Source organism: Bacillus sp. FSL L8-0167 (assembly GCF_038630295.1).
GTDB lineage: Bacteria > Bacillota > Bacilli > Bacillales > Bacillaceae > Bacillus > Bacillus safensis.
On record NZ_CP152027.1, the window covers coordinates 2,291,161 to 2,308,129 of the forward strand.

Sequence of the window (16,969 nt, forward strand, 5' to 3'; positions counted from 1 at the left end):
AACCCGAGGAATAGTCTACACGCTGAAGCCGATACATTTAATGTATCGGCTTTTTTAATGGAGCAAGCTGCCCTTCTTTCATGAGGAAATGGTAAAGTGCCCCCTTCATGCCTGCCTGATTCAAGTAGCAGCAAGTTTCCAGCTTCACCTGAATGTTCTTCCATGCATGCAGTGTATGTAAATGTTTTTCAATGTTTTGTAATAAATCTGGTCTTGCACTTACGCCTCCGCCAATGAGGATTTTCTCCGGGTTAAGAACAGTCGCTACATTGTAAACGCCTATGGCTATTCGCTTGTACCATTGATCCACCAGCTTCTCAATGGCCGGATCATGCTTCGCCTTTTCAAAAATTTCTTGACCGTCTATTTGAGTACTTTGCGGTATTCCTTGCTTTTCTTTATAGCTCCGAATTAATCCAGCCGTTGAAGCGCTGCTGTTAAGAGTTGTAAACTGGCCATTTTCCGTCTCTGTCAGCATCATGCCGAATTCACCACCGCGGAAGGATGCACCGCGCACAAGCTGACCATTAGCAAAAATACCCCCGCCGACACCCGTGCCAATTGTCATACAAATAAAGCTGTCACAATCTTTCGCATGACCGCTGTATTTTTCTGCGAGAGCTGCACAGTTCGCATCATTCTCCACTTCTACACGAAGAGACGTTTTCTCTTCTAAAAGTGCTTTTACATTTTGACCATTTAAGGCGATGATGGCCCCTGCAAATTCTGTATAACCTGATTCACTGTCCACAAAGCCTGGTAGACTGATGGCGATACCGCTGACATTCGTCATCCTTTGATATTCCTTGACCACATCTGCCATGGCTTCTAAAAACGGTTCAAGCTGCCGGCAGTTCGTCTGATAGTCACCGCTAGAGACCAGCTTTCCATCCTGGTCCATTAATCCATGTTTCGTTCTGGTCCCGCCTACATCAAACACGACATAATAGGCCACTTTTACCCCTCCCTTTACTTCAAAATGTAGTACCTTGATCTCATTTTAATGAAACAGCCTCCCTTTGTAAAACGTTTTCAAAAGAGAAAACAAAAAAGCCAGCTCCAGGGCTGGCTTTCTCATGAGTGAACTTCCTTCGGTTCGCAGGAAGGACACGTTCCATATATTTCAAACTTATGTCCGCTAATATGATAATCCTCTAAATCGGCGTCGAGCTTGTCCATAGGGCAGGCATCGATCTCTTTTGTTTTCCCGCATGTAAGACAAATAAAGTGATGGTGATGATGGGAAAATGAACATTTAAAACGGAATAGTTTCTCCCCTGACAATTCTGTTGTTTCTAATATTCCAAGGTCTTCATATAGTGACAAGTTTCGATAAATCGTATCAAAGCTGAGACCAGGGTAGTCTTCACTTAGTGCCGTCAGCACATTTTTAGCCGTCAAGTATTTATCAGAATCAGAAAACAATTGAAGCATGTCTTCACGTTTGCTTGTATATTTGTAGCCTTTTTCCTTTAATAAATCAAGCGCTTCTTGTACGTTCATGTTGATTCCCCCTTCTGAATTTCCCAATACTAATACACCCGATTAAAATCAAGATAGACAGCATCACAATGGTTCCGCCTGGCGCTAAATCAAGATAATAGCTTAAAATCAATCCGGCCAATACAGACAATTCACCAAATAAGATCGAAAGGAAAATCGCCTGTTTAAATCCTTTGGCAATGCGGATACTTGCTGCAACAGGAAGCGTCATAAGCGCCGACACAAGCAGTGTACCGACGATACGCATCGATGCCGCAATGACAAGTGCAACGACTAAGATAAAAATAAAATGAATCCATTTTGCTGAAATACCAGAAGCCTTTGCATGCTCTTCATCAAAAGAAAGCAGAAACAATTCTTTATATAAAAGCACAACAACTAACACAACAACGAGTGAGATCCCTACAATAATCCAAAGATCAAGTCTTGAAACCGCACTGACACTTCCGAATAAATAACTAAACAAATCTGTATTAAAGCCATTCGCTAGTGAAATGAAGATGACGGAGATCCCAATACCCCCTGATAAAATAATAGGAATGGCAAGCTCCTGATAATGCTTATACACTGAGCGCAGGCGTTCAATAAACAATGAACCCGCAACAGAAAAAGCCATCCCTAAGTAGAGCGGGCTTACCCCTGTCAAAAGGCCAAACTTTTTATCAAGAAATAGACTTGCGGCAATACCGGCAAGTGATACGTGACTGAGGGCATCTGCAATAAGCGAGAGCCTTCTTACGACAATAAATACACCAAGTAAGGGCGCAATAAAACCAATCAGTATACCTGCGATAAACGCATTTTGTAAAAATTCATAATGAAAAAATGGAAATAGCATTATTCATGTCCCCCATGATGGTGATGGTCGTGATGAATCACTTGAATGTCATGCCCGTAAAATTGGGATAGCGCCTGATCATCCATTGAATCAAACGCTTCTGCATCTCCGTGGAAATGCAGTGTCTGATTTAAACAAGCCACATGGGTGACTTTATCAGAAACGGTGCCAACGTCGTGTGTGACGAGAATTAAAGACATTCCTTTTTCTTTGTTCAATGTTTCGAGCAGCTGATAAAAGCCTTCTACTGTCCGCTGGTCTACTCCAACCGTGGGCTCATCCAAAATGAGCAGCTTTGGCTGGCTGACAAGCGCACGGGCAATAAATGCACGCTGCTGCTGTCCGCCAGAAAGCTCACCGATGTTTTGATGCTTTAAATCTTGTATGCCAACTGAGCGAATGGCATCTTCTACTTGCCATTTATCCTGCTTGCTCATTCGTTTAAACAAACCAATTTTCGCGGTCAGTCCGCTTGCGACGACCTCATATACAGAAGCAGGGAAACCCGTATTAAAGCTATTCGCCTTTTGAGAAACAAATCCAATTTGATCCCAGTCTCTAAATTTTGAAACAGGCGTGCCAAATAGCTTTAATTCACCTTGCTGCGGTTTAATGAGCCCAAGCAGGCATTTTAATAAGGTTGTTTTACCAGAACCATTCGGTCCAACAAGTGCTAGAAAGTTTCCTTCCTCTACTGTTAAATGAATGTGATCAATGACATTTCGCTGTCCATACGAGTACGAAATGTCCTTCATTTCAATAATTGGCTTTGCCATGAATCTTTCCACCTTTAATCAATATAAAAAGAATGATTACGATTTATACAACAAAAAGAAAATGGCTTTTGCCATTTTCTCTGTCCATACATACATTTCATTATATAAAAGAAAGATAAAAAAGTAAAATAAAAGCTAATGAATGGCTGTTTTGAATTTACCGCCTTTTGTTTCATGCGTATCCATAATCGTGATAAATGCTTGATCATCAATTTCAAATACAATGGATTTCAGCTTTGTAATTTCAAGCCTTGTGACAACGGCGTAGATGACATCTTTTTCTTCATCTGTATAGCCGCCTTTTCCTCTCAGCTTTGTCGTTCCCCTGCCGAGTCGATGCAGAATCGCATCTGAAATTTCATCATAATAGTCTGATACGATAATCACAGCTTTTGTTTCATCAAGCCCTTGAATAACAGCATCAATTGTTTTCATTGCCAAATAATATGTCATGACAGAATACATAGCCTGCTCTGGTCCGAAAACAAAGCCTGCCCAAATAAAAATGAACACATTGACGATCATGACAAACTCACCGACGGAGAAAGGAATTTTTTTCGTCAGAAGAATTCCCAAGATCTCTGTTCCATCCATTGAACCTCCATTACGGATGACAAGTCCAACACCAAATCCAAGTAATAGCCCTCCAAATACAGTGGCTAAGATCGGCTGTGTTGTAAATGCCTCCACATGATGAAGTGAAGATTCAATCACGGCTAAGCTGACAATCCCAATCACAGTGGAAATCAGAAAGGTTTTCCCAATATGCTTGTATCCTGATATCATAAATGGAATATTTAAAATGACAACAATCGTCGCAAAATTTATAAACGGGTTATCTGTAAAGAGATAATCCAAAATAAGCGAAATGCCGATGATGCCTCCATCAATAATATTGTTTGGCACTAAAAATAATTCAATGCTGACTGCTGCACATGCAGCTCCTACTAGAATCAGAAAAATTCTCAAAATAAAATGAGGCACTGATTCCTTTCTATGCTGTTTACTATTTGCCATACGTTCTCCCTTCTACACATGTTAAATTTTCAATGAACATTTTATTCACTTTACTATTTTATCATTTCACAGAATAAAATAAAATTTTTTGCACATTTTCCGTTTTCGCCCATACATTGTTACAGAGGGGAGGAATGGAATTGATTTTAATTCAAAAAATTGTCCTGCAGCGGCTCAATCAGATCACAGCAAACGATCTGTTAAGGTATGCGAAACAGTACGGCGTCAGTTTAACGTCTCATCAAGCTGCTGAGGTTGCCAAACTCATGAACGGGAAAAACATCAATATTTTTAAAGACTCAGAGCGTAACCGGCTTCTTAAGCAAGTGGAAGCGATTACTTCTAAACAGACAGCACAGACTGTGAATGATTTGTTTAACCAGTTTACAAGTTAAGCAAAAAAGGGCCGCATTTAGCGGCACCTCAACATGTTGCATCCTTTTTTACTGACCCGTAATTTTATCTAGTAAGCCTTCATCAAATTGCTTTTCTTTCAGCATCGCAATTTCGAATTTGTAAGGTGGTTTTTTGTTCTTTTTATCTTCACCTACATAAGGCGTTTCTAGAATTTTCGGCACATCTTGAAGCTGCGGATGATGCACAATATAGCTCAGTGCATCGAAACCAATTTCACCAAAACCGATATTTTCATGTCGGTCTTTTCTTGCGCCTTGTACGTTTTTACTGTCATTAATATGAAGAACTTTGATTCGGTCAATACCGACGATTCGGTCAAATTCTTCTAATACACCATCAAAGTCACTCACAATCGGGTAACCAGCATCATGCGTGTGACACGTATCAAAGCAGACAGAAAGAGCTTCGTTATGTGTCACTCCGTCGATAATTTGGGCAAGCTCTTCAAAGCTTCTTCCGCACTCTGATCCTTTTCCTGCCATTGTTTCAAGTGCAATTTGAACCTCTTGACCTTTTACAATGACTTCGTTTAAACCTTCAATGATTTTTTGAATCCCTGCTTCTGCCCCTGCTCCGACATGCGCACCCGGGTGGAGAACAATTTGTCTTGCTCCCAGCGCTTTTGTACGCTCAATCTCAGATCGAAGAAAGTCTACACCAAGCTCAAATGTCGCTGGATTCACTGTATTTCCAATATTGATAATATACGGAGCATGCACGACGATATCCGTCATGCCATGCTCTTTCATATGCGCTTGTCCAGCTTCAATATTCAGGTCTTCAATTTTTTTGCGGCGCGTATTTTGCGGTGCACCTGTATAAATCATAAACGTATTCGAACCATAAGAGGCAGCTTCCTCACTCGCTGCAAGAAGCATATGTTTTCCGCTCATGGATACATGTGAACCAATCTTTAACAATGTTTCCCCCTACTTTCCATTACGCTTTGACTTTCTACGTTCCTGTCTTTTGATTTTATCCATCTCACGTGTCATTTTCTTTTTATATCCAGGTTTGACGGCTTTCGGTTTTCTCACAAGACGTTTTGCTTTTTCTTCAATTTCATTCGGGGCTTTTTTGCGTCTTTGACGCTTCAGACGGTCATCTGCATCTCGCCATTCGCCATGAACAATGGTTTTGTTTTCAAATACAACGCCCATTTTCTCAATTTGAATGAGTGCATCCTCATCAGCCAGCTCATAAATGGTCATGGCAATTCCAGAAGAACCAGCACGAGCTGTTCTTCCAACGCGGTGCACATAAAAATCAAGATCAGATGGAAGTTCATAGTTAATCACGTGGCTGACGCCTTTGATGTCAATCCCGCGTGCTGCAAGATCAGATGCCACAATATAAGTGAACTCCAAATCTTCAATTTGTTTCATGACTTTTTTACGTTCGCGCGGCGTTAATCCGCCATGAAGCACACCGATTTTCATTCCTTTTTCTTGTAGGAATGCGGCGATTTCATCAACAGTTGTTTTTGTATTGGCAAAAATGATTCCTAAATAAGGCTGTACATTCGTCACCATTTCATGGAGCAATTTTAATTTATCACGCTGTTTAGACGGAACTAAAATATGCTGAATGTTTTCAGCTGTAATCCGTTTTGGTTCAACATGCGCATACTTTGGATTGTCCATATATTTCTTCAAGAAAGGCTTTAGTTTTTCTGGAATGGTTGCAGAGAACACAAGCATTTGCAGCTGTTCTGGCATTTGTGCACCAATACGGTCCACATCTTCTAAAAATCCCATATCCAGCATTAAATCAGCTTCATCAATAACAAGAGAGGTCGCTTTATAAACATTCAGCGCCTGCTCATGAATGAGGTCAGCAATACGTCCAGGTGTGCCGACAACCAAATGCGGCTGGTTTTTTAGCTTTTGAATTGATTTCTGCTTGTCCGTTCCGCCAATGTAAAGCTTTGCTTTGATCTCTTCTTCTGGAGAAGCATTCTTTAAAATCGTTTGAGCTTCTTTGAAAATTTGATTGGCTAATTCTCTTGTAGGTGCAGTAATCACCACTTGTACCTGTTCTTTGCTTGGATCAATTGAATGAATCAGCGGCAGTAAGTAGGCATGAGTTTTTCCTGTTCCGGTTTGTGACTGGCCAATCACGCTTTCTCCTTTTAAAACAGCAGGGATGATTCTTTTTTGAATATCAGTCGGCTCATAAAAGCCTAGTTCATGAATAGCATCTATAATAAAAGGCTTTAATTCATATGTCGTAAATTTCGTTTCTTTCATGTTTTCACTCCTTAAGGCAATGCCTTTTTGCTCATCTCCTCATTATAGCTGATTTTCAGTAAAAAAACCATGTCCGCTTTTCCTACAGGAAACCAATTGGTGCTTCCTTGCATAACCTATGAAGAGAAAGAGAATGCAGTAAGGGAGGTACAAGTATGTTAGGGCAAAGGCCTATGGGCGATTTTCAGCCGCGCCGTCCCTCACGCCGGCACCTTGGAAATGGCGGACAGCCCGGAATGTTTCAAAGAGGGCAGCAGCCTCCTATCCAGCAGCCTTTTCAAGGGCAGGGCAATCCATTTCAGCAAATGATGCCTCGCTCCCCGTCTGTACAGGGAGGCGGTTTACCCGGGATGGGCGGTATTCCAGGAGGTGAGAGCCGTGCACTAGGCGGCGGAGCAGGAATTAAAGGCATGCTCTCTAAATTTCTTCCTGGCGCAGGAGGAGCTGGAATCTCTGGAGGTGGTGCGGGATTACAAGGAATCCAGAGCTTCACAAATCCTGCAACCCTCTCAAGCATGTTAGGAAATGTTCAAAAAGTGCTCGGGATGGCGCAGCAATTTACGCCAATGATTCAGCAATACGGTCCTTTAGTGAGAAATTTGCCTGCGATGATTAAACTGTACAGCCAGCTTGGCAGTGCGGATGATGATGAAGAAAGTGCAAATGATGCTGATGCAGAATCAGCGGAGACCAGCGCGGAAACAGAAGTGCCCGAGGAAGAAGCACAAACTGACGAAATAGAAAAAAATAAAGAACCAGAAGACATCCTCGTCAAAAAAACAGCACCTCACACATCACCTGCTCCTCAAGCAAAACCGAAAAAAAGATCTGGCAGTTCTGTTCCAAAACTATATGTCTAGTGATCTTTTAACGGCGAAGTGTTCACTGCGTATAACAATCTTTGATATATACGCTTACTTTGGCTATAATGGAAGCAAGAGAATGATAAAAAGCCGTTTTTTACGGCTTTTTATATTGTTCTTCTCTAGCAGCACTTCCCTACAGGAGGACGAATAAATGAATGTAATTAAAATATCGCCGCGTGGCTATTGCTATGGCGTTGTGGATGCAATGGTCATTGCTAAAAATGCCGCACTTGATAAGAACTTGCCACGCCCAATTTATATATTAGGTATGATTGTGCACAACAAACATGTCACTGATGCCTTCGAAGAAGATGGCATTTACACACTGGACGGACCAAACCGCTTAGACATTTTAAAGCAGGTTGAAAGCGGAACAGTCATTTTCACGGCTCACGGCGTTTCTCCTGAGGTTCGTCAAATCGCAGAAGAAAAAGGCCTTGTCACCATTGATGCGACCTGTCCAGATGTAACGAAAACTCACGAACTCATTTCAGAGAAAACAGCCGATGGCTATGACATTATTTATATTGGGAAAAAGGGTCATCCTGAGCCAGAAGGAGCTGTCGGAGTAGCCCCTGACAAGGTACACCTTGTCGAAACAGAAGCTGACATTGAGGCACTCGATTTAACATCAGAAAAACTGCTTATCACGAACCAAACGACCATGTCGCAATGGGATGTCCACGACCTGATGGAGCTGATTAAAGAGAAATACCCTCACGTCGAGTATCATCAAGAAATTTGTCTTGCGACACAGGTGCGTCAGGAAGCAGTATCGCAGCAAGCTGGCCAAGCCGATTTAACCATTGTTGTCGGCGATCCAAAAAGTAATAACTCTAACCGTCTCGCACAAGTGTCAATGGAGATTGCCGGAACGCAGGCTTACCGTATTGGCGACTTAAGTGAACTCAAGCTGGAATGGCTGCAGGGCGTCAAAACCGTTGCCGTTACTGCTGGTGCTTCAACACCAACACCTATTACAAAGGAAGTCATTCGTTTCTTAGAAAACTATGAACCAGATGATGAAACGACTTGGAAGATTGAACGGACTGTTCCCCTTTCTAAAATTTTACCTCGCGTCAAAACAAAGAAATAAGAAAACGTCAGAGCATATCCGCTCTGACGTTTTTTGTTTACATAAATTGAAATGGGTTTGTGTTTGATTCAGAAACAAAGAGCTGTACGTCATATTTTTTATCCGCACACAGCGATTGAAGCTTCGCCTTTACGCCCTCTTTCATAATTTTTTCAGCATAATGCCCCGGGTCCACAACGTTCAGCCCTAGCATCATGGCATCGTGCGCAACATGGAAATAAAGGTCTCCTGTCACATACACATCTGCACCCATTCTTTTTGCTTGATGGATGTATTTATTTCCGTCTCCGCCAAGCACCGCCACTTTTTTCACAACAGCGTCTTGGTCTCCTACAAAACGAGCACCATTCACATCTAGCTTCGTTTTCACAAATTGTGTGAAATCTCTCAGTGTCATTGGCTCATTTAGCTCTCCAATACGGCCAAGACCTTTTTGAATAGGAGGAAGATCTGTCGTGTGTACACTATAGGCGACTTCTTCATAAGGATGTGCTTTGATCATTTCGCGAATCACTTGTTTTTCTATACTTGCTGGGAAAATGGTTTCAATCCGCACTTCTTTCACAAATTCTAATTGACCCGACTCACCAATAAACGGCTCAGCTTCTTCTGATGGCAGAAAGCTGCCTGTCCCTTCATTTGAAAACGCACAATGGCTGTAATTGCCGATATGGCCGGCGCCCGCATTTCCTAAAGCTGTCCGGATGGCCTCTTCAAATTCCACTGGGACATACAGAGCAAGCTGTTTGATTGGATCTTCGTATGTCGGCACTAACACTCTTGTTTCTTCAAGCTCTAAGGCCTCAGCAAGCAGGTCATTGACTCCGCCATCAGCTACGTCTAAATTCGTATGTGCCACATATACCGCAATATCATGTTTGATGCATTTTTCAATGATACGTCCAGCCGGCTGATCCGTCGCTACATGTTTTAATGGACGGAAAATCGGCGGATGGTGGGCAATAATAAGATCCACTTTTCGCTCGATCGCCTCATCTACTACATTCTCTAATACATCCAAGGTAATCATCACATTGGTTACTTTTTTATTTAAAGTCCCAATCTGAAGACCAATTTTATCCCCTTCCATGGCGTATGCCTTTGGTGAAAATTGTTCAAACAATTGGATGATTTCATGCCCGTTTACTGTTTTAGCCAACAGTCAAAACCTCCTTTAGCATCTTTATTTTCGCATTCAGCTCTTCAAGGCGTTCTTTATTTTCTTCTGTCCGCGCCGCCTGCTGAATTTGACTTTCTATCTTCTCCATATGCTGAAGCTCTTGCATCCACTTGCGCCGGAAGACGTCATTTTGCTCTTTCGCAAGAAACGGTCCAACCAGCATGCCTGCTTCAAGTGACATTCCTTCATAGGCTTTATCTTTATCGCCTTTTTCTGCAATGATGATTTCGTATATTTTGCCGTCCTCTTCTAAAATGACTTCATCTATCAATTCATACCCCTCTTGATAAAGCCATAAACGAATATGATGGGCATGGATATTCGGCTGAAGAATGAGCCTCTCATGGCCTGCGAGCTTATGCCTTCCTTCATTTAGAATGCTTGCGATGAGTGCCCCGCCCATACCTGCAATCGTCACTGCATTCACTTCGCCTTTTTCAATGACTTCAAGGCCATTTCCTTTTCTGACCGAAATTTCTTCATCTAATTCAAGTCTATGTACTTGCTGCTGCGCCGATTGAAGCGGTCCATCGGTAATTTCACCAGCAATGGCTTTCACTGCTTTTTGATGCAGGATCGCATAGCATGGCAAATAGGCATGATCTGAGCCGATATCAGCGAAGACTGCCTCATCTGGTAAAAAGTCTGCGACTTTTTTTAATCGTTTCGATAAATTCATTTCATTCATACGTATCACTACTTTTCTTTAATGTTCATACTTGTCTATCTTATATAAATTATGGACTTTTTAAAAGTCGTTTTCAAATGAAAAAAGCTCTTCTTTTGAAAAAGAGCTTTTTGTGTAAGATTATTTAATTTTAGACACCCATTCCGCCATTTCATCGAGCTTTTCATTTGGAATCAGCCCGCCTGGCATCCCGTTGCCGCCTTCTTGGATTTTCTTCTTGATGTCAGCTACTTCAAGCTTGTCTCCAACACCTTTTAATGCAGGACCTGCGCCGCCTTCATAGTTTTCCCCGTGACAGCTTAGACAGTTCTGCTTATACAATTCTTCCGGCGTTGCATTTGCTGTCTCTTCTTGCTTTTGCTCTTTGCCCCCAGAGGCAATTTTTTCTTCATCTTTCAGCCCCTTCATTGATAAGAAAAAAGTGAGTCCAATACCTAAAATGGCAATCAATAAAAATGGTATAAGTGGATTCCGTTTCATTTCTTTCATCCTCCCCTTTGTGAAAACCCCTTTGAGACTATGCAAACAATTCTAATTCTACTTTAATTTTACAAAAAGTAAACGAATTATGATACAAAACTTTGGTCAAGTTCACAGATTAGACAAAAATGATTCAAGATGAGAAATGAAGCCTTCAGCACATTTAGATGTATTTTTTATACATCTTTTCTCTAAGAACGTTGCAAATTCATTTGTTATTCAGTAAAATATAATCAGATTGAAAAAAGCGTTTTCATTTTTGATAAGAAAGAACGGATCTCTTTCAAGATCCGTCCGGTTTCTACTCTAAGAAGTCTTTTAATCGTTTACTTCTGCTTGGGTGTCTTAATTTACGAAGAGCTTTCGCTTCAATTTGTCTGATACGCTCTCTTGTTACGCCGAACACCTTTCCAACCTCTTCTAACGTGCGAGTTCTTCCGTCGTCTAGTCCGAAACGTAGTCTTAGCACATTTTCTTCACGGTCCGTCAGCGTGTCTAATACATCTTCAAGCTGCTCTTTTAAGAGTTCATACGCAGCGTGGTCAGATGGAGATGTCGCCTCTTGGTCTTCGATAAAATCACCAAGATGCGAGTCATCTTCTTCACCAATAGGTGTTTCTAAAGATACAGGCTCTTGCGCAATTTTAAGAATCTCTCTTACCTTTTCTGGAGTTAAATCCATGTCTTCAGCAATTTCCTCAGGCGTTGGTTCTCTGCCTAGGTCTTGCAGAAGCTGTCTTTGAACACGGATCAATTTATTAATCGTTTCCACCATATGAACCGGAATCCGGATTGTTCTCGCCTGATCGGCAATCGCACGTGTGATCGCCTGTCTAATCCACCAAGTCGCATATGTTGAGAATTTATATCCTTTGCGGTAATCAAACTTCTCAACCGCCTTCATCAGACCCATGTTTCCTTCTTGAATCAAGTCAAGGAACAGCATACCACGACCGACATAGCGTTTCGCAATGCTGACAACGAGACGAAGGTTCGCTTCCGCTAATCTTCTTTTTGATTCCTCATCGCCCTCTTCGATCTTTTGAGCATACGTAATTTCTTCTTTAGCAGATAACAAATTGACGCGTCCGATTTCTTTTAAGTACATACGAACAGGATCATTGATTTTGACACCTGGTGGTACGCTTAAATCATTCAGGTCAAATTCTTCTTCTGCTTTAGCCAGCTGCTGAACATTTGGGTCTTCTGTCTCTTCGTTTTCACTAATGAGCTCTACACCCTGTTCGCCTAAGTATTCATAGTATTCATCCATTTGGTCTGATTCAATTTCAAAGCTAGACATACGCTCTGCAATTTCTTCGTATGTTAAAACGCCCCGTTTTTTACCCGTTTCAGTGAGCTTATCTCTCACCTGTTCAAAGGTTAATTCAGTTTCGGTTTCGTGGGCTTGTTTATCAGCCATTATGGATCCCTCCTTCCAAAGCTTGCAACGAATTCTAAAGTAACTTGCGATTTACTTCCGCCCTGCTTTTCTCTCTCTATCAAACAGATGACGAAGCAAATAGGAAATAAAATAAATAATGATGAAGGCAAGATGCTTGCGGTCTTATGCTCCTCCCGTAAAGGATTCATTGCCAGCCGTAAGTCCTGTCATTAATAATAGACGTATTACTTCAGCGAACGGTTCAACTGAATAATTTCTTTTGCAAGTGTTGCCGCTTTGAAGAAATCTTTTTGCCTCTCCGCTTCTGCACGTTCTAGTTCTTTTTCCTTTATCATTGACAAATTCCGATGATTCAACACTTTTTTTACATAATCACTTAATTCAGCTTCACTTAGCTCGTCTCCGACTTGAATCATCAATATATCCGTCAACAACTGATTCATGACATCATCTTCTATCCGGTTCATCAGGTGCTGCGGCGTTGGTTCTTTGCCTTCTTCATACAAGGCATAAATGTACGTTGCCAGCGCCCTGTGCGAATCTATATTAAATTCAATCCCGATTCTGTCAAGTACTTTGCGGATCACGTCATCGCTTTTTAACATATGAGCAAGCAGCATTCGCTCTGCATTTTCATATGCCGGCCGCAGACGCTTTCTTCTCACTTGTGTTGACAGATGTGCACGCCGTTTTTCAAGCCCGTTTTCTTCCTGCGTGCTTTTGGTTTCTTGCCGCTGCTGTTTTTCAAACAGCTCCAGTTGTTCTTTTAATGAATCAAGTGAGATCGAAAACTCCCCAGCAAGCTGTTTCATGTAAATCTCTTGCTCCAAAGAGCCGTTTAACCGGCTGATTTCTCGGAGAACCTGCTTCATATAAGTAAGACGGTCTCCTTCATCTGATAAGTTTTTTCCTCTTCGGAAAAAATTCATCTTAAACGTCATTAATGTCACACTTGCATCTATGATGTCATTCCTAAATTTCTCGCCGCCATATTTACGAATGTAATCATCTGGATCAAGTCCATCTGGTATCATGGCAACGCGAACTTTACATCCTCTTTTTCCAAGCAAATCTGATGCTTTCATGGTCGCTTCGTATCCGGCCGTATCAGAGTCATAGCAAAGGATGATCTCTTCTACGTTCCGCCTGAGAAGCTTTACGTGCTCTTCTGTAAGAGACGTACCCATTGTTGCAACACTTTCACCGACACCTGATGTAACAGCTGAGATGACGTCTGCAAATCCTTCAAAAAGAACCGCCCGTTCGCGTTTGCGAATATGCATACGTGCGTCATGAAAGTGATAAAGCAGCTTACTTTTATGAAAAAGCGGCGTTTCAGGACTATTCATATATTTAGGCTGCTGATCACCAAGCGATCTTCCGGAAAAAGCGATGACCGTTCCATGATGATCATGAATGGGAAACATGACACGATCTCTAAAGCGGTCAAAAAAGCCTGTGCCGTTTTCACGTTGAATCAAAAGACCAGCCTTCTCCATCATCACAGGATCAAATCCTCGTTTTTCTAAAAACTTGGTCACGAAATCCCAAGAATCAAGAGCATATCCGATCTCAAACTTGGCAATTGTTTCATCCGTAAAGCCTCTGGACCGTAAATAATCGAGTGCGTTTTGACCTTCCTTTGTATTTACCAGCAAATGGTGGTAAAATTTCTTAAGAAGCTCATGGGCCTCAATCATTTTATGATCTGCAGTGTCCTCTTGCTGAGAGGAACTCATCTGAGCATTCGCTACCTGATCAGGCAGATCAATATGGTACTTATCAGCCACATGTGAAACGGCTTCAATAAATGAGTAGCCTTCCATTTGTCTGAGGAAAGAAAACACATTGCCTCCTGCACCACAGCCGAAACAATGGAAGATTTGCTTATCTGCTGAAACAGAGAATGAAGGAGTATTTTCACCATGGAATGGACAAAGACCGAAGTAATTTCGACCTTGCTTTCTAAGCTGTACGTATTCTCCAATCACTTCGACAATGTCTGCGTTTTTTTGGATCTGCTCCAAAAGTTCATCTGGTATACGTTTGCTCATCCTAATAACACTCCGTCGTACATTATTCGCCTTTTAATTTAAAAATCCTTCATGATTCGACAGGATTTTTTGTAGTTGCGCCATAAATCGCTTCTTATCCTCTTCTAAAAGCTTTTTGGGACCTTTTCCGTATACACCTTTTCTTCGCTGTTTGCTAGAAACATGCCTGCGTTCCAAATCAAAATCAATTGTTTCGTTTGTGTACATTCGTCCTCTTTCAGACAGAACAATGACCTGTCTCGGAAGCAGTAAGGAGGCAAGACCAATATCTTGGGTGACGACAATATCATGTGCGGCAGCTGAGTTTGCAATGACTAAATCCGCTGCTTCCTTATGTGTATCTACAAACCGCCAATCTTCAAGTGGAGATCTTTTGGTTTGAAAATGCTCATATGAAGCAATGAATGTCACTGGTACTTGAAATTGAGATGCGACAGAAAGGATTTCGTCTTTTACAGGACAAGCATCTGCATCGACATAAATCGTCCTCTCTTTTTTACGTTCATTCAGGTGACTAATTCTCCATCCCTCCACCTTATTCCTGCTTTAGAGAAGCAAAAAGACCATACTTTTCCCCCATAAAGCAATCAACAGTAAAACTCATTTTGTCGAAAAGTTATGTTCAGAATCACTTGACTTCTGCCAATATTAGTTTATTCGTTCTTGACTTAACTTAAACCTAAAATCAATCATTTTATCACAATTTTTTATTATAATACAAATGCAGCAAATATGCCATTGTTTTTGTTTACCCGTTTCCCACCATAGGAAAAACCCAGGAGGAGCATCCTGAGTTTATTCGGAACCTCTTTTGGTCAGCATTTGATGAATAACATTTGCCGTTTCCTCAACTGCTTTATTCGATACATCAACGACTTGACAGTTAATGCGGTCAACCACTTTTTCAAAATACTCTAGTTCCTCTTTAATCCGCTCAATGTTCGCATAAATAGCGCGATCATTTAAACCAAGAGATTTTAAACGCTCTTTGCGAATATGATTTAGTTTGTCTGGACTAATTTTTAAACCGATACATTTCTTCGGATCAACTGAAAATAACTCTTCTGGCGGATCAACTTCAGGTACAATTGGAACGTTCGCTACCTTCAGCCGCTTATGTGCCAAATATTGAGATAATGGTGTCTTGGACGTGCGTGATACACCAATGAGCACAATATCAGCCTTTAGAATACCTCTTGGGTCTCTGCCGTCATCGTATTTCACAGCGAACTCGATGGCTTCTACCTTTTTAAAATAGTCCTCATCTAATTGACGTACACGACCCGGCTCATGTTTCGCTTCATTTCCATATGCCGTTTCCATTTTATCAATGAGCGGACCGATGATGTCATAATAAACGACACCGTTTGCTTCTGCTTCCTCGATTAAGAATTGGCGCATTTCTGGCACAACAAGAGTAAAGCAGACGATCCCATTATCTGCTTTCGCCAGTGAAATGACTTCTTTAATCGTACCAACATCTTCTACATACGGGATTCTTCTAATATTTGAATGGTCTGATGAGCCGCCATCAAATTGGCTAAGTGCCGCTTTGACCACGAGCTCTGCCGTTTCTCCAACTGAATCTGATACCACAAAAATTACGCGATTACTCATAACATCCCCTCGCAGTCTTCTGTCATTAGATTATTTCGTTCTCCGATAAGCTGACAAGTATTTTCGTCATATTTGTTTTCGTAATTCTTCCGACCACTTCAAAGCCTTTATCCGTATCTTTTATCACAGGAAGTGCATCTATTTGCTTTTCAATCAAGTGCTTCGCCACATCCATAATGAAATCTTCCTTGCGGCAAACGGTGATGTTCGGCATTCTTGTCATAATAATATGGACAGGGATAGATGGAAGCTCCTGTTTCCCTATACTTGCGCGAAGGAGGTCTTTTCTGGATAACACGCCTGTTAAAATAGAGTGATCGTCCACAACGAATAATGTGCCCACATCCTCTAAAAACATCGTACAAATCGCATCATAAACCGAAACATTCTCATGTATTACCACTGGAATGGATTGAAAGTCTTTCACTTGAAGTTTTTTCAGCTTATCTGCGAGAAGCTGCGTGCCTGTTTTTCCTGTGAAAAAGTAGCCGACCCTTGGTCTTGCTTCTAAAAAGCCTGACATTGTTAAAATGGCTAAATCCGGTCTGAGGGTCGCCCTTGTTAAGTTCAGCCGATCGGCGATATGCTCTCCAGTGATCGGACCATTCTCTTTGACAATCTGTAAAATCTGCTCTTGCCGTTTATTTAACTCGATTGTACTCACCACCTTTAAATAGAGAGAGCGAAATCTTTATTTTATGTATATCATTTTCATAACTCATCATATTATAGCGCATCTTTGTCCGAATGAAACAAAAATCCACTCAAAAACCTTGAATTAAA

Annotated in this window: 18 protein-coding genes; 3 read left to right on the forward strand and 15 right to left on the reverse strand. The window is 41.4% G+C overall.

The features are described 5' to 3' along the window. Positions 1-37: 37 nt before the first annotated feature. The 5 genes from MHB66_RS11820 to MHB66_RS11840 all read right to left on the reverse strand — a co-directional run bounded on the left by MHB66_RS11820 (position 38) and on the right by MHB66_RS11840 (position 4,134). Entirely contained in the window at positions 38-955 is a 918-nt protein-coding gene (locus MHB66_RS11820) for an ROK family protein (RefSeq protein ID WP_034280152.1), read from the reverse strand. Positions 956-1,074: 119 nt separating this feature from the next. Continuing rightward, a complete protein-coding gene (locus MHB66_RS11825) occupies positions 1,075-1,503 on the reverse strand; it encodes a Fur family transcriptional regulator (protein WP_003217433.1) in 429 nt (142 codons plus the stop codon). Continuing rightward, positions 1,481-2,341, reverse strand: coding sequence for a metal ABC transporter permease (locus tag MHB66_RS11830; RefSeq protein WP_034280150.1), 861 nt, complete (start codon positions 2,339-2,341; stop codon positions 1,481-1,483). The genes MHB66_RS11825 and MHB66_RS11830 overlap by 23 nt, the downstream gene beginning before the upstream one ends. Beyond that, positions 2,341-3,117 (reverse strand): metal ABC transporter ATP-binding protein, encoded by a 777-nt coding sequence (locus MHB66_RS11835; RefSeq protein ID WP_024423006.1) that lies wholly within the window; start codon positions 3,115-3,117, stop codon positions 2,341-2,343. Before MHB66_RS11835 ends, MHB66_RS11830 begins: the two co-directional genes overlap by 1 nt. Before the next feature lie 135 nt (positions 3,118-3,252). Beyond that, the gene (locus tag MHB66_RS11840; RefSeq protein ID WP_024427967.1) at positions 3,253-4,134 is read right to left on the reverse strand and encodes a YitT family protein; all 882 of its coding nucleotides are present in this window, start codon (positions 4,132-4,134) and stop codon (positions 3,253-3,255) included. A gap of 140 nt (positions 4,135-4,274) precedes the next feature. Between MHB66_RS11840 and MHB66_RS11845 the strand changes: the two genes are divergently transcribed. Then, positions 4,275-4,529, forward strand: coding sequence for a DUF2624 domain-containing protein (locus MHB66_RS11845; RefSeq protein ID WP_034280148.1), 255 nt, complete (start codon positions 4,275-4,277; stop codon positions 4,527-4,529). Positions 4,530-4,577: 48 nt separating this feature from the next. Here the strand turns inward: MHB66_RS11845 and MHB66_RS11850 are convergent, their stop codons facing one another. Together MHB66_RS11850 and MHB66_RS11855 are read right to left on the reverse strand one after the other, a co-directional pair. Beyond that, on the reverse strand, positions 4,578-5,471 hold the full coding sequence (locus tag MHB66_RS11850; protein WP_041117997.1) for a deoxyribonuclease IV: 894 nt from the start codon (positions 5,469-5,471) through the stop codon (positions 4,578-4,580). A gap of 9 nt (positions 5,472-5,480) precedes the next feature. Further along, positions 5,481-6,800 (reverse strand): DEAD/DEAH box helicase, encoded by a 1,320-nt coding sequence (locus MHB66_RS11855; RefSeq protein WP_034280145.1) that lies wholly within the window; start codon positions 6,798-6,800, stop codon positions 5,481-5,483. A 155-nt stretch (positions 6,801-6,955) separates the two neighbouring features. On the opposite strand from MHB66_RS11855, the gene vrrA reads away from it, so the two are divergent. Both vrrA and MHB66_RS11865 read left to right on the forward strand, forming a co-directional pair. Next, the gene (vrrA, locus tag MHB66_RS11860) at positions 6,956-7,660 is read left to right on the forward strand and encodes a VrrA/YqfQ family protein (RefSeq protein WP_046311792.1); all 705 of its coding nucleotides are present in this window, start codon (positions 6,956-6,958) and stop codon (positions 7,658-7,660) included. Positions 7,661-7,817: 157 nt separating this feature from the next. Next, positions 7,818-8,762 (forward strand): 4-hydroxy-3-methylbut-2-enyl diphosphate reductase, encoded by a 945-nt coding sequence (locus MHB66_RS11865; protein ID WP_034280141.1) that lies wholly within the window; start codon positions 7,818-7,820, stop codon positions 8,760-8,762. Between the two features lie 37 nt (positions 8,763-8,799). On the opposite strand, the gene MHB66_RS11870 is transcribed toward MHB66_RS11865, so the two are convergent. From MHB66_RS11870 to MHB66_RS11905, 8 genes are all read right to left on the reverse strand, one after another. Continuing rightward, the gene (locus MHB66_RS11870) at positions 8,800-9,921 is read right to left on the reverse strand and encodes a Nif3-like dinuclear metal center hexameric protein (RefSeq protein WP_046311794.1); all 1,122 of its coding nucleotides are present in this window, start codon (positions 9,919-9,921) and stop codon (positions 8,800-8,802) included. After that, positions 9,914-10,630, reverse strand: coding sequence for a tRNA (adenine(22)-N(1))-methyltransferase TrmK (locus MHB66_RS11875; protein ID WP_041118000.1), 717 nt, complete (start codon positions 10,628-10,630; stop codon positions 9,914-9,916). Before MHB66_RS11875 ends, MHB66_RS11870 begins: the two co-directional genes overlap by 8 nt. A gap of 120 nt (positions 10,631-10,750) precedes the next feature. Then, positions 10,751-11,110 carry a cytochrome c550 gene (gene cccA, locus MHB66_RS11880; protein ID WP_034280134.1) on the reverse strand — a complete coding sequence of 120 codons (360 nt, stop codon included), beginning with the start codon at positions 11,108-11,110 and terminating at the stop codon, positions 10,751-10,753. Between the two features lie 301 nt (positions 11,111-11,411). Then, on the reverse strand, positions 11,412-12,533 hold the full coding sequence (gene rpoD, locus MHB66_RS11885) for an RNA polymerase sigma factor RpoD (RefSeq protein ID WP_008342392.1): 1,122 nt from the start codon (positions 12,531-12,533) through the stop codon (positions 11,412-11,414). A gap of 206 nt (positions 12,534-12,739) precedes the next feature. Then, positions 12,740-14,569, reverse strand: coding sequence for a DNA primase (gene dnaG / locus MHB66_RS11890; protein WP_024423015.1), 1,830 nt, complete (start codon positions 14,567-14,569; stop codon positions 12,740-12,742). 33 nt (positions 14,570-14,602) lie between these two features. Beyond that, positions 14,603-15,103 (reverse strand): YaiI/YqxD family protein, encoded by a 501-nt coding sequence (locus MHB66_RS11895; RefSeq protein ID WP_024423016.1) that lies wholly within the window; start codon positions 15,101-15,103, stop codon positions 14,603-14,605. Positions 15,104-15,364: 261 nt separating this feature from the next. Then, on the reverse strand, positions 15,365-16,186 hold the full coding sequence (locus tag MHB66_RS11900) for a pyruvate, water dikinase regulatory protein (protein ID WP_008342399.1): 822 nt from the start codon (positions 16,184-16,186) through the stop codon (positions 15,365-15,367). 25 nt (positions 16,187-16,211) lie between these two features. Beyond that, positions 16,212-16,850 (reverse strand): helix-turn-helix transcriptional regulator, encoded by a 639-nt coding sequence (locus MHB66_RS11905; RefSeq protein ID WP_024423017.1) that lies wholly within the window; start codon positions 16,848-16,850, stop codon positions 16,212-16,214. Between the last annotated feature and the right edge of the window lie 119 nt (positions 16,851-16,969).

Excerpts from the sequence above, each read along its gene's own strand:
- MHB66_RS11825 (WP_003217433.1), bottom strand. The coding sequence starts at position 1,503 with ATGAACGTACAAGAAGCGCTTGATTTATTAAAGGAAAAAGGCTACAAA.
- MHB66_RS11830 (WP_034280150.1), bottom strand. The coding sequence starts at position 2,341 with ATGCTATTTCCATTTTTTCATTATGAATTTTTACAAAATGCGTTTATC.
- MHB66_RS11835 (WP_024423006.1), bottom strand. The coding sequence starts at position 3,117 with ATGGCAAAGCCAATTATTGAAATGAAGGACATTTCGTACTCGTATGGA.
- MHB66_RS11840 (WP_024427967.1), bottom strand. The coding sequence starts at position 4,134 with ATGGCAAATAGTAAACAGCATAGAAAGGAATCAGTGCCTCATTTTATT.
- MHB66_RS11855 (WP_034280145.1), bottom strand. The coding sequence starts at position 6,800 with ATGAAAGAAACGAAATTTACGACATATGAATTAAAGCCTTTTATTATA.
- vrrA (WP_046311792.1), top strand. The coding sequence starts at position 6,956 with ATGTTAGGGCAAAGGCCTATGGGCGATTTTCAGCCGCGCCGTCCCTCA.
- MHB66_RS11865 (WP_034280141.1), top strand. The coding sequence starts at position 7,818 with ATGAATGTAATTAAAATATCGCCGCGTGGCTATTGCTATGGCGTTGTG.
- MHB66_RS11875 (WP_041118000.1), bottom strand. The coding sequence starts at position 10,630 with ATGAATGAAATGAATTTATCGAAACGATTAAAAAAAGTCGCAGACTTT.
- cccA (WP_034280134.1), bottom strand. The coding sequence starts at position 11,110 with ATGAAACGGAATCCACTTATACCATTTTTATTGATTGCCATTTTAGGT.
- rpoD (WP_008342392.1), bottom strand. The coding sequence starts at position 12,533 with ATGGCTGATAAACAAGCCCACGAAACCGAAACTGAATTAACCTTTGAA.
- dnaG (WP_024423015.1), bottom strand. The coding sequence starts at position 14,569 with ATGAGCAAACGTATACCAGATGAACTTTTGGAGCAGATCCAAAAAAAC.
- MHB66_RS11900 (WP_008342399.1), bottom strand. The coding sequence starts at position 16,186 with ATGAGTAATCGCGTAATTTTTGTGGTATCAGATTCAGTTGGAGAAACG.